9 protein-coding genes are annotated in these 12,549 nt (G+C 54.5%); 5 read left to right on the top strand and 4 right to left on the bottom strand.

The window, feature by feature from the left end:
• Positions 1 to 106 precede the first annotated feature (106 nt).
• Together NSS64_RS25810 and NSS64_RS25805 are read left to right on the top strand one after the other, a co-directional pair.
• Positions 107 to 2,317, top strand: a complete 2,211-nt coding sequence (locus NSS64_RS25810; RefSeq protein ID WP_341142007.1) for an ArnT family glycosyltransferase — start codon at positions 107 to 109, stop codon at positions 2,315 to 2,317.
• Positions 2,318 to 2,401: 84 nt separating this feature from the next.
• Positions 2,402 to 3,385, top strand: coding sequence for a glycosyltransferase family 2 protein (locus NSS64_RS25805; protein WP_340944877.1), 984 nt, complete (start codon positions 2,402 to 2,404; stop codon positions 3,383 to 3,385).
• Between the two features lie 67 nt (positions 3,386 to 3,452).
• Here NSS64_RS25805 and NSS64_RS25800 read toward each other — a convergent pair whose 3' ends face one another.
• The 3 genes from NSS64_RS25800 to NSS64_RS25790 all read right to left on the bottom strand — a co-directional run bounded on the left by NSS64_RS25800 (position 3,453) and on the right by NSS64_RS25790 (position 6,361).
• Entirely contained in the window at positions 3,453 to 4,019 is a 567-nt protein-coding gene (locus NSS64_RS25800; protein WP_341142006.1) for an FAD-dependent oxidoreductase, read from the bottom strand.
• Between the two features lie 189 nt (positions 4,020 to 4,208).
• Positions 4,209 to 5,678 (bottom strand): sensor histidine kinase, encoded by a 1,470-nt coding sequence (locus NSS64_RS25795; protein WP_341142005.1) that lies wholly within the window; start codon positions 5,676 to 5,678, stop codon positions 4,209 to 4,211.
• Entirely contained in the window at positions 5,675 to 6,361 is a 687-nt protein-coding gene (locus tag NSS64_RS25790) for a response regulator transcription factor (protein WP_340944871.1), read from the bottom strand. The genes NSS64_RS25795 and NSS64_RS25790 overlap by 4 nt, the downstream gene beginning before the upstream one ends.
• Positions 6,362 to 6,847: 486 nt before the next feature.
• On the opposite strand from NSS64_RS25790, the gene NSS64_RS25785 reads away from it, so the two are divergent.
• From NSS64_RS25785 to NSS64_RS25775, 3 genes are all read left to right on the top strand, one after another.
• Positions 6,848 to 8,011 carry a glucose-1-phosphate adenylyltransferase gene (locus NSS64_RS25785; protein ID WP_340944870.1) on the top strand — a complete coding sequence of 388 codons (1,164 nt, stop codon included), beginning with the start codon at positions 6,848 to 6,850 and terminating at the stop codon, positions 8,009 to 8,011.
• Between the two features lie 23 nt (positions 8,012 to 8,034).
• On the top strand, positions 8,035 to 9,138 hold the full coding sequence (gene glgD, locus NSS64_RS25780; protein ID WP_340757339.1) for a glucose-1-phosphate adenylyltransferase subunit GlgD: 1,104 nt from the start codon (positions 8,035 to 8,037) through the stop codon (positions 9,136 to 9,138).
• A gap of 107 nt (positions 9,139 to 9,245) precedes the next feature.
• Positions 9,246 to 11,678 carry a glycogen/starch/alpha-glucan phosphorylase gene (locus NSS64_RS25775; RefSeq protein WP_341142004.1) on the top strand — a complete coding sequence of 811 codons (2,433 nt, stop codon included), beginning with the start codon at positions 9,246 to 9,248 and terminating at the stop codon, positions 11,676 to 11,678.
• Between the two features lie 234 nt (positions 11,679 to 11,912).
• On the opposite strand, the gene NSS64_RS25770 is transcribed toward NSS64_RS25775, so the two are convergent.
• Positions 11,913 to 12,392, bottom strand: a complete 480-nt coding sequence (locus NSS64_RS25770; protein WP_340944868.1) for a GAF domain-containing protein — start codon at positions 12,390 to 12,392, stop codon at positions 11,913 to 11,915.
• Positions 12,393 to 12,549: the final 157 nt, after the last annotated feature.

Here is a 12,549-nt window from a genome sequence, read left to right as displayed (position 1 = left end):
GGCGTGTCCGGCACGTTCAGCAAACATTCAGCGGGCATTCATTGCCGGTTAAGGTACGGATGCCATAATACACCTAAGAAATGAACGAATCGGAGTGGATCAAACGATGAAAATACTGAAGAGGCCGGGTACCGATGTTGTACTGGTAATGATTATGCTGCTGGCAGCCGTCCTGTACGGATACGGAATCTGGAATGACCAATATGCCAATACGTACTATACAACCGCAGTGGGCAGCATGCTGCAGAGCTTCCATAACTTCTTCTTCGCTTCCCTGGATTCAGCAGGGTCTGTAACGGTCGATAAGCCGCCGGTAACCTTCTGGCTGCAGACCTTAAGCGCGCTGGTCTTCGGCCTGCATGGCTGGAGTGTCATTCTGCCGCAGGTGCTCGGCGGCATAGGCTCGGTACTCTTAATTTATCTGCTGGTGAAGCCTGCCTTCGGACAGGCGGCTGCACGGCTTGCAGCGCTCGTTATGGCGGCTACCCCGGTAGCAGCGGCGGTAAGCCGGACGAACAATATTGATGCGCTGCTGGTGTTCACGCTGCTGCTGGCGGCATGGTTTCTCTTCCGAGGCACCCGGACCGACCGGACGGGCAGCCTGCTCGCCGCCTTCGGGCTCATCGGTGTCGCCTTCAATGAGAAGATGCTGCAGGCTTATATGGTTCTTCCGGCCTTTTATCTATTCTATCTTCTGGCAGCCAAGGTGAACTGGAAAAAGAAGACCGGCACCCTTGCAGCCTGCACTGCCGTACTGCTGGCAGTGTCTCTATCCTGGGCTGTAATTGTCGATTCCATTCCGGCAGATGAGCGGCCTTACATCGGGAGCAGCGGCACCAATTCTGTGCTTAATCTGGCTTTTGGCTATAATGGTGTGTCCCGTCTGACCGGTGACCGCAGCACTGGAGGACCCGGGAGCGGCGGCTTCGGCGGCGGCATGCCCGCAATGAACGGGGAAATGCCGGAATTAGGCGGTGAATTCCCGCCCATGGATGGAGCTGATGGACAAGGGGGCGCAGACGGGCAAGGGGCGACGAACGGCCGTGATTCCGCCGCCGCCGGGGACAATCAGAGCCGTGACAGCGGCGGGACTGCTCCAGGCCAGGACGTACGCGGTGGCGGAATGGTGCCGGGCGTTCAGGACGGCGGACGGCGCGGAGAAGGAGCGGAAGGCGGATTTGGCGGGTTCGGCGGCCCGAACGGACGCGGAGGGATGAACGGCGGCGGCATGTTCAACACCGGCACTGCCGGTCCGCTGCGGCTGTTCCAGCAGGAGTTGTCCGGCCAGGCGAGCTGGCTGCTGCCGTTCGTGCTCTTCGGCAGCATCGGGATCTTGGCCAGCTTGCGCCGCAGGAGCTTCACCCGGCAGCATAAGGAAGCCATCTTCTGGCTGGCCTGGCTGGTCCCGGTCATGGGATTCTTCAGCATCGCAGGCTTCTTCCACCAGTATTACCTGATTATGATGGCTCCGCCGGTGGCGGCGCTGGCAGGTGCAGGCTGGTCTCAGCTTTGGAGCTACTATAAGGAGCGGAAGGCCTGGCTGTCCTGGCTGCTGCCCGCAGCGGTGCTGGCTACAACGGTACTTGAGGTGTACATTATCCGTCCGTACGACGATACCATCGGCAGCGGCTGGTCCTCCGGTATTCTGGCAGCAGGTCTTGCCATGACGGTACTGCTGGTCATTCTGCGGCTGCTGAAGGTGGTACGCGATAAGCCCTCCTGGTTACATGCCGCTGCGGTAACAGGGTTCCTGGTGCTGCTGATTGGCCCGCTCTACTGGGCATTTACACCGATTGTCTATGGAAATAATAGCATGACTCCAGCAGCAGGGCCGGATAGCGGCAGCTCCTTCGGGATGGGTGCAATGGGCAACATGAGCGGCATGCCCAACATAGCCAACATGCCCAACATAGCCAACATGGGCGGGGGCGGAAGGAACAACGCTGCCGGTATCAATGAGTCTCTGCTGACCTATCTCAAGGAGCATAATACCGGCGAGAAATATCTGTTCGCAGCGATGGATTATGGAACGGCAGGCCCGTATATCATCGACGAAGGGGAGCAGGTCGTCATCCTGAACGGCTTCAATGCATCAGATACGCCCTACACCCCAGCCACTCTGAAGGAGCTTGTAGAGAGCGGGCAAGTGAAGTACTTCCTGGTCACCAGCGGCGGCATGGGCGGGATGCGGGGCGGCGGCAGCTCGGAGACTACGGAATGGATTACCGCGAACGGGACGGAGGTTCCGGCCGCAGACTGGCAGGGGACGCAGAACAGCGGCAATGCCGGAACCTTGTACGAGATCACCCTGAACTAACCTGCGGGAGCAGGAGATCAGGAAGCGCGTATATCCGGCCCTTTGCCGGCGCGCTTCCTTACTACTTTTGAGGAGGAGCTGCCCATGAGTGTTCAAGTGCGCTATTCCATTATCATACCGATGTTCAATGAAGAGGCTGTTATTCAGGAGACCTACCGGCGCATCAAAAAAGTAATGGGCATAACAGGCGAGCCCTACGAGCTGATCTTCGTCAATGACGGCAGCACGGACAACTGCGCGCAGATGATCGAGGAATACAGCTATTGGGATGAAAGTGTGAAGCTGATCGATCTGTCCCGCAATTTCGGGCATCAGGTCGCTATTACCGCAGGTATGGATTATGCGCTGGGCGATGCGGTCGTGATCATTGACGCGGATCTCCAGGACCCGCCCGAGCTGATTCCCGAGATGATTGCGGAGTGGAAGCAAGGCTACCAGGTCGTGTATGCCAAGCGGATCAAGCGAAACGGAGAGTCCCTGTTCAAAAAGTGGTCGGCCAGCTTATTTTACCGGGTGCTGCGTTACTCGACCGATATCTCCATTCCGGTGGATACCGGCGATTTCCGCCTGATGGACCGCAGAGTCTGCGATGAGCTGAAGCGTCTGCCGGAGAAGAACCGCTTCGTGCGCGGTCTGGTCAGCTGGGTCGGATTCCGCCAGAAGGCGATAGAATACGAGCGGGAGGAGCGGCTGGCCGGAGAGACCAAATACCCGTTCAGACGGATGCTGAAGCTGTCGCTGGACGGTATTACCTCCTTCTCTTATAAGCCGCTGAAGCTGGCGGGTGTTCTTGGAGCACTGCTCTCCGTATCCGGGTTTCTGTACCTGATGTATGTACTGTATCTGGCGCTCTTTACGGATGCGGCCGTGAAGGGCTGGGCATCGATGATCGGGATCACCTTAACCTTCAACGGGTTCGTGCTGCTCATGCTGGGGATTCTGGGTGAGTATGTCGGACGGATCTATGATGAGTCCAAGGGGCGCCCCCTCTACATCGTTCAGGAATTCTACAGCGGCAGGCCGCAGCAGAGCGCGCAGGAGCAGAGAGTCGCCAGTCTCAACAAATAAAAATAGTTCTTCCGCACAAAAAAGAACCGCCTCTCCATAAGGAAAGGCGGTTCTTATGTAGTATTTGCTAAGCCTTCAGCAAATCGTGATCGACATACCGTGCACCGTTCAGCTCACTGATGATGTTGACGGCCACCTTGGCGCCGTCCCCGGCAGTGATAATCGCGTGGACACTCATTCCGGCAACAGTTCCGGCGGCCCAGATACCGTCGATGTTGGTTCTGCCTTCCGGTGTGGCGGCAATCACCGTCTTGATTCTTGGCTCCGTACCCTCCTTGGTGGTTACCCCGGCTGCGGCAGCCAGATCTGTCAGAACACCTGTCGCCAGCACGACATGCTTAGCTTCATAAGTAGCTCCGCTCTCCATCCCGATGACGAAGCCCTCACCGCTGGCTTCCAGTGAGGTCGCCTGTCCGGCAACCAGCTCGGCCCCGAACTTCACGGCCTGCTTATGTCCGGTTTCTACAAGATCAGGTCCGCCAATCTCGCTAATTCCGTAATAATTCTCATACCAGCCTCTGCGGGTCATACCTTTGTCGTTGTCAATCAGCAGTGTTTTTTTGCCGGCCTTGGCAGCGAACAGGGCGGCGCTTGCACCGGCAGGACCGGCGCCGATAATGGCGATTTCGTACATGAGATACCCTCCTAAAAGTTTTGATAGCCTAAACCTCATTGAATCACTTCGCAAAACTCGCTTCGAAAGCATATGCTTAAGTTTTGATAGCCTAAACCTCATGGAATCACTTCGCAAAACTCGCTTCGGAAGCATACGCTTAAGTTTTGATAGCCTGGAACTATTATATCGCTATTTACAGCTCATTGGCTAATCCCGCAGGCATGGAAGGGAGACCTTGAAGGCAGCGCCCTCACCCGGAGTGCTGGATACCGTCACCTCTCCCTGATGCGCTTCGGCAATGGACCTCGTAATCGATAACCCAAGCCCGGAGCCGCCGTATTTGCGTGTGCGGGAGGAATCGCTGCGGTAGAAGCGGTCGAAGACATGCGGGAGATGCTCCGCAGAGATGCCGGAGCCGTTATCCTTTACGGTCAGCTCTGCCAGTTCTCCCCCGGCGTGCAGAGATATATGGATGATGCCCTTGACCGAATCGGTATGCTGAACCGCATTGTGGAATAGATTAAGAAGGACCTGTCTGATCTGGTCAGGATCAACCAGGCACCGGATGCCGCAGGCCAGGTCGAAGACAACCTGCCGTTCTCCGGCCAGTACCCGGAGCTGCGCCTGCATGTCGTCGATCAGCTCGCCCAGCAGCACCTGCTTGACCCGCAGCCGGGGTGCGCCGTCCATCCGGGCGAGCAGAAGCAGGTCCTCCACCAGCTTGTTGATCCGCTTGGCTTCACCGTGCATGCTGCTGAGTGCGCTGTAGAGCTGTTCCCGGTTATCGGCAGCTCCGCGCAGCAGCACCTCCAGGAAGCCGTAGATGGACGTCAGCGGCGTCCGCAGCTCATGGGAAGCATCGGCGGCGAACCGGCGCATCTGCTCTTTCGCCTCCCGCTCATTCTTGAACGAAATTTCCAGCCGCTCCAGCATGCCGTTGAAGGACTGGGAGAGCTGGTCGATCTCAAGCTGGCCCTGCTCCTTCGGGAACCGCACATTCAGGTTGCCGGCATCGATAATCTGGGCCGAATGCCCCATGTTGGATAAGGGGACCAGCGTCTTGCGCAGCGTAGGTAAATACAGCAGCAGCCCGGCCAGCAGAGCCGCTACCGACAACGCGCCGAAGATAAGCAGCTGCTGCAGGACGACATCCCTCAGCGGTCCGGTCTCCACCGTCATCTGCAGGAGCATCCGGGCAGCGCCCGGTCTGCCGAGGTTCATGAAGACAGCCAGATGCTCGCTGCCATCCCCGGCGGTAATGAGCCGGTAGTCCCCATTTGGCTTGAACGTGGGGAGCTTCAACAACTGGTCATAGGCCTCATTGCTCATTCTCGGAGCAGGCGAAGCGGACAGCGTCTCTTCCTTCAAATCCATGAAGCCGCCATCCTGATTGTAGATAGCGAGGGTAGTATGGGCGTCCAGCAGCAGGGGACGATGGTCTCCCCCGGGCCGTCTGTTACCTGCATTATTGAAGATTTCAAATGGCACAGAGCGTATCTGGGTCTCCATCGCCTCTGCCCGGTTGCTGTATATGAAATTTCGCATGAGTACATACTGGAGTGTGCCGATCAGTATAAGCAATCCTGAGAGAATGAGCAGCGAGGTGACGAGCAACTGCTTGCGCAGGGAACGCGGAGCATGGAATCTGCCCGTGAATCTACAGGTCCGGGCAGTCATATCAGATCCACCCGGTACCCCGCCCCGCGCAGGGTGCGGATGATCCGGTGCTCCTTATCGCCGAGCTTCTCCCGGAGGGAGCGGATATAGACCTCCACGATATTCTCCTCCCCGCCGAAGTCATAGCCCCACACCTTGTCCAGAATCATCGGCTTGCTCAGGACCAGTCCGTGGTTGATCACCAGATACTGCAGCAGCTCATATTCGGTCGGAGACAGCTCCAGCACTTCCTCCTTATGGCGGATCTCCTTGCGGCGGCCGTCAATCCGGAAGGGGCCGCAGCGGACCTCGCCGAGCAGTCCGGGGAACTGGTTGCGCAGCCGGGCCTGAATCCGGGCCAGCAGCTCCTCGAAGCTGAACGGCTTCACCATGTAATCATCTGCGCCCAGGGACAGGCCCGTGACGCGGTCGTCTACCTCATCCCTAGCGGTCAGCATAATGATCGCCACCTCCGCTTCCTCGGAACGGAGGCACCTGCAGACCTCGAATCCGTCCATGCCGGGCATCATCACATCGAGAATAACGACATGCGGCTTGAAGTCGGCCGCCGCTGCCAGCGCCTCAGCACCATCTGCGGCGGTCTGTACCTCAAAGCCTTCATTGATCAGGCCCAGCTCCAGGAACTGAAGGATATGAGGCTCATCATCCACCAGGAGTAGCCGGACACCTTGGGCTGCTTTCATTAGCAATTCCTCCAGATCCAGTAATTAAGTAAGTATAGTATGTCCATAGTTTGAAGCCGCAGGTTGAAGGTTTGCTGAAAATAGGTCTTTGGAGCCAAACCTTCGATTCATTCGCGCTGATTGCGGTTAATCATAATGGTTAATCTAATTATAGTGATTTATATCGCCATGAATATGAAATATAGTTAGAAATTAATCAGTTTAAGGCGGGCAATAAAGGGTTTTGACGGCGGGTATAGAACACTATTAGAATAAAGGGTACAATCTGGTTTTTGCTTTTGATTCGGCTTAACCGGTAATATGTCCCGATCAGCTGTTTTCCTCCCCGTATCACCCGTATTCATCCTGTCTCTGCATTTCTTTTGGGCTACATCTTTTCACAACACTTCTTTTTAGGGTATTTACTTAGGTCTACACTTCATAGCATCACTCATTCAACCTAATTTATTACATGTTCCATTACCCATAAGTCAAGGAGGCTCTTCCATGAAGAAAAAAGAGATGGTAGCCATGCTATTGGCGGGAGGCCAAGGGAAAAGATTAAAGAGTTTGACCAAATCGATTGCCAAACCGGCTGTTTATTTCGGAGGAACCTACCGGATCATCGACTTCCCCCTAAGTAACTGCTCGAATTCGGGCATCGATACCGTGGGTGTGCTGACACAATATGAACCGCTGGTGCTGCATTCGTATATCGGAGTCGGCAGCGACTGGGATTTGAACCGCAAGGATGGCGGCGTATTCGTATTGCCACCGCATGAACGGGAGAATGGAAGCAGCTGGTACCGGGGAACGGCGGATGCCATTTACCGCAATCTTAAGTTCGTGGATCAATTTGATCCGGAGCATGTATTAATTCTGTCGGGAGACCATATTTACAAGATGGATTATCATGCCATGCTGCAATATCACAAATCCAAGAACGCCGACTGCACCATCTCGGTCATTGACGTTCCATTGGAGGAAGCAAGCCGCTTCGGCATACTGAATACGGAAGATGATCTGAAGATTTACGAGTTCGAAGAGAAGCCAGCCCAGCCTAAGAGCACACTTGCTTCTATGGGGGTATATATTTTCAAATGGGATGTTCTGCGCAAGCATCTGCTTGAGGACGGAGAGAACGCCGGATCATCCCATGACTTCGGTAAGGACATTATTCCGATGATGCTGGGTGAAGGCCAATCCCTGTACGCTTATCCTTTTGAAGGCTACTGGAGAGATGTAGGTACGGTAGACAGTCTGTGGGAAGCGAATATGGATCTCCTGAGCGATACGCCTCCCCTGAACCTGAATGATACCGGCTGGAGAATATTCACCCGTAATCCGAATCAGCCTGCACAATATGTGGCACCGGGTGCCAAGGTATCGAGCTGCATCATTAATGAGGGCTGCATCGTACATGGCGAGGTGAAGCACTCTGTCCTCTTTTACGGGGTTGAAGTGGGCGAAGGCAGTGTCATCACCGATTCAGTCATTATGCCCAAGGTGAAGATCGGCAAGAACGTGAGAATTCACAAAGCGATCATCAGTCAGAACACGGTCATTGAGGATAATATGGAAATCGGCGTCGACCGGGAGAATGAGGATGAAATCCTCCTGATCGACAGACGAAGCAAGAAGCTCAAATCTGTAGCAGCCAAAACCATATAACCACAAGAGGACGGGGGATTCCGATGAAAGAGCTTATGGGCGTAATTAATCTTGATCATGAACTGGATAATTTAAATGAATTGACCTATTTCCGCTGCGGGGCAGCGGTCCCCTTCGCCAGCCGTTACCGGCTGATTGACTTCGTCTTGTCCAACATGATGCGTGCGGAGCTGGAGAGCGTGGGACTGTTCGTCCGCCGCAAATACCGGTCGCTGATGGATCATCTCGGCGACGGCAAATCGTGGGATATGAACCGCAAGCATGGCGGATTGTTCATCCTGCCGCCGGACTGGAATGACCCTACGGATACCTCCCTGGGAGACCTGCAGCATTATCATAACAATCTGGATTTTTTCAGAAGGGCTTCGGCCAAATACATCGTCTTCTCCGGCAGCCAGCACATTAACACGGTGGATCTGCAGGACCTCTATCAGTATCACCTGGAGCAGGGCGCGGACGTAACGATGGTCTACAAGCAGATCGACGAGCTTCAGCCGGAGCATGATCCGTGCCTGCGGGTCGAGCTTAATGAAGACAACGTAGTAACGAATATCCACCATGAGAAGCATCATCCGAATGTGTATCTGGACATCTTCATTATGGAGAAGAAGCTGTTCCTGGAGCAGGTGGAGCATTGCATCGCCCATGGCGAGAGCTATTTCTTCCGCGATGCCATTCAGAAGAACCGCCACAAATTCAAAATCTCCGCCTATGAATATAAGGGTTACCATGCCGTTATCAATTCGCTGGAGAGTTACTATAAGAACAGTCTGGAGCTGCTGAAGCAGGAGAATTACTTTGGCCTGTTCAAAGAGAATCCGGTGCAGACCAAGATTAAATACGAGGCACCTACCCGTTATCTGGATAGTGCGTCCGTCAGCAACTCGCTGGTGGCCAACGGCTGTGTAATCGCCGGGACGGTGGAGAACAGCGTTATTTTCCGGGGCGTACAGATTCGTAAGGGTGCGAGAATTATTAATTCTGTGATTATGCAGAAATGCGTGATTGAAGAGAATGCCGTGATTGAGAATGTGATCATGGACAAAGATGTGCATCTCAGCAAAGACCGGATACTCGTTGGAGACAGCAGGCGTCCATTTGTCATAGCCAAGAGCAGCAAGATATAATATCTGGATCAGGGGAAATGTGCCACTTCAGGGCATTTCTTCTGATCCAGTGTTGTAATAGGCACTATTATCAACCAATACATGCATGTGTAAGGAGGAACCTGCTGTTGTTCAACGATAAAGAGACTTTCAAACAAGTGTTCCGTGAGAAACTCATCGGGAAATTAGGCAAGCCGCTTGAAGAAGCTTCGAACGCCGACATTTATAATATTCTCGGCAACATGATCCGGGAGAGTGCCGGTAAGGACTGGGCGGACACCAATCAGAAGTTCAAGATCGACAAGGATAAGCAGGTATATTATTTCTCCATGGAATTCCTGATCGGCAGGCTGCTGGGCAATAACCTGCTGAATATGGGCGTGCTGGAGGTTGTCCGCGAGGGCCTCTCGGATCTGGGGTTCTGTCTGCAGGATATCGAAGAGGTGGAAGCCGATGCCGGTCTGGGCAACGGGGGGTTGGGGCGTCTGGCCGCCTGCTTCCTGGATTCACTCGCTTCCCTGCAATATGCAGGACACGGCTGCGGCATCCGTTATAAATACGGATTGTTCGAGCAGAAGATTGTAGACGGCTATCAGGTGGAGCTGCCGGATTACTGGCTGCAGAATGACAACGTGTGGGAAGTGCGCCGCGAGGACAAACAGGTCGAGGTGCATTTCTGGGGACATGTGGACACCCGCTGGGAGAATGATGAGCTTGTGTTCGAGCACAAGGATTATGAAGCCGTACGGGCGGTTCCGTATGATATTCCGGTGATCGGTGCCGACCGCAGACATGTGAACACGCTGCGGAACTGGAGTGCCGAGTCCATCACCCAGCCATCGAGAGTCTTCGGCACGCTGGGCGGTACGGATTATCACAAGTTCCTCGAATACAAGCGTTCGGTGGAATCCATCTCCGAATTCCTGTACCCCGATGATTCCCAGTACGAAGGCAAGCTGCTTCGTCTGAAGCAGCAGTACTTCCTATGCAGTGCCGGCCTGCAGAGTATTATCCGGACCTTCGCCAAGACGGGCCTGCCGATTGACAGCCTGCCTGACAAGGTAGCCCTGCATATCAATGACACTCACCCTACGCTGGTGATCCCAGAGCTGATGCGCATTCTGATGGATGTCTATCATCTGGGCTGGAATCAGGCCTGGAGCATGACTACCCGGATGGTGTCGTATACCAACCATACCATTCTGAGCGAAGCGCTGGAGAAGTGGCCGATCGGTATGGTCAGAGAGCTGCTTCCGCGCATCTTCCTGATTATTGAGGAGATTAACGCCCGCTTCTGCGGCGAGCTGATGAGCAAATATCCCGGAGATCAGGACCGGATCAACCAGATGGCGATCATCCATGATGATCAGGTACGGATGGCGCATCTGGCGATTGTGGCCAGCCACAGTGTGAACGGTGTAGCGGCGCTGCATACGGAGATTCTGCAAAAGCGTGAGATGCGGCTGTTCAATGAGATGTATCCGCACCGCTTCAATAACAAGACCAACGGCATTACGCACCGCCGCTGGCTGCAGCATGCCAATCCGGAGCTTGCCGGACTGATCAGTGAGTCGATCGGCACCCGCTGGATGCATCAGCCCCAGGAGATGATCGGACTGATCAAATATAGTGAGGATGCCTCCTTCCAGGAGCAGGTGGCCGCCATCAAACGCCGCAACAAGCTGCATCTGGCTGAATATATCACGAGTAAACACGGTATCGCGGTAGATCCCGACTCGATCTTCGATGTACAGGTGAAGCGCCTGCATGCCTATAAGCGCCAGCTGCTGAACGTTCTTCATATTATGCATTTGTATAATCAGATCAAGGATAATCCATCCATTAATATCGTGCCGCGGACCTTCATCTTCGGTGCCAAGGCCGCTCCAAGCTATCATCTGGCCAAGCGGATCATTAAGCTGATCAATACAGTGGCTGATGTAGTGAACCGGGATCCGGACATTAACGGGAAGATCCGTATTTTCTTCCTGGAGAATTATTCGGTATCGCTGGCGGAGAAGATTATTCCGGCCGCCGATGTCAGCGAGCAGATCTCCACGGCGAGTAAGGAAGCCTCTGGTACCGGCAATATGAAGTTCATGATGAACGGTGCGCTGACGATTGGAACCATGGACGGGGCTAACGTGGAGATGCATGAGATGGTAGGGGACAATAATATGTTCCTGTTCGGCCTACGGGCAGAGCAGGTACTTGATTATTACCAGTACGGCGGATACCACGCCCGCGATATCTATAATGGCGACGGCCGGGTAAAAGAAGTCTTGGATCAGCTAATCGTCCCTGGCCCCTTCTGCTCCCATGCCCAGGAGTTCGATACGCTCTTCCAGTCGCTGATTGACAACAATGACGAATTCTTCGTGCTTAAGGATTTCGCCAGCTATGTGGAGACCCATGTCAAGATTGACCTGGCTTACCGGAACCAGAAGGAATGGCTGAAGAAGTCGATCATCAATATCGGCCATTCCGGCAAATTCTCCAGCGACAATACGATTAGCCGCTACGCCGCCGAGATCTGGCATATCGATCCGGTCCGCCTGTAACGCCATCGGTACAGGCCGCAGCTTCATAGCCGCAGCTACAGGCGGTATAATCAGAACAGCAAAAGCCGCCCCACCCAGGAATAATTCCTGCGTTGGGCGGCTTCTTTGGTGCATAAGAATTGATATGTTTTGGGGTCCCCGCAAAGTACCTGAGTCATCATCAAAGCTAAGCTCCACTTTGTGGGGGTATTTTGCGGTTCAGGACTTACTTGCTGCTGATGATGAAGGCTAGCCTTACAGCACCTCGGATACCATGGCTGCGAACCGTTCGAGGAAGCGGCGCTCCTCGTCGTCGAAGCGGTGCTTGAGCGGGCTGTCGATATCCAGTACGCCATAGAGGGTGTCCCCTTTGACAAGTGGAACAACAATTTCGCTGTTAGAGGCAGCATCGCAGGCAATATGTCCCGGGAAGGCATGAACATCGCCGACGACTAGCGTGCGGCGCTCTGCGGCTGCGGTTCCGCAGACACCGCGGCCCAGCGGAATGCGGATGCAGGCCGGAAGTCCCTGGAAGGGGCCGAGCACCAGCTCTGTGCCGTCAAACAAGTAGAAACCGGTCCAGTTGGTGTCCGGCAGAGAGAGCTTTAACAGCGCCGAAGCGTTGGCCAAGTTGGCAATGGCGTTCGGTTCACCCTCCATCAGTGCCCCGAGCTGGCTGAGAACGGCTTCGAACCGTTCGCTGCGAGTGCCGTCATAAGGCATGGCTTGAAACATGAAGCATCACCTTCCTGTACCTTGAGTCAGTATGAATCCCATAACTGTTAACTATCAAGATAGTACAGGGAAGCGCTATACGTCAAGCATTAACGGGGGATCAACAGGTTTTACCGCTTAGTGGAAGAAGAGGAAGAAGCAAGAATTACTTAAGCGG

The organism is Paenibacillus sp. FSL H8-0122 (assembly GCF_038005345.1).
Taxonomy (GTDB): domain Bacteria; phylum Bacillota; class Bacilli; order Paenibacillales; family Paenibacillaceae; genus Paenibacillus_AQ.
Note: the sequence above shows the minus strand (reverse complement) of the source record. Positions and strands in the feature narration are given on the sequence as shown.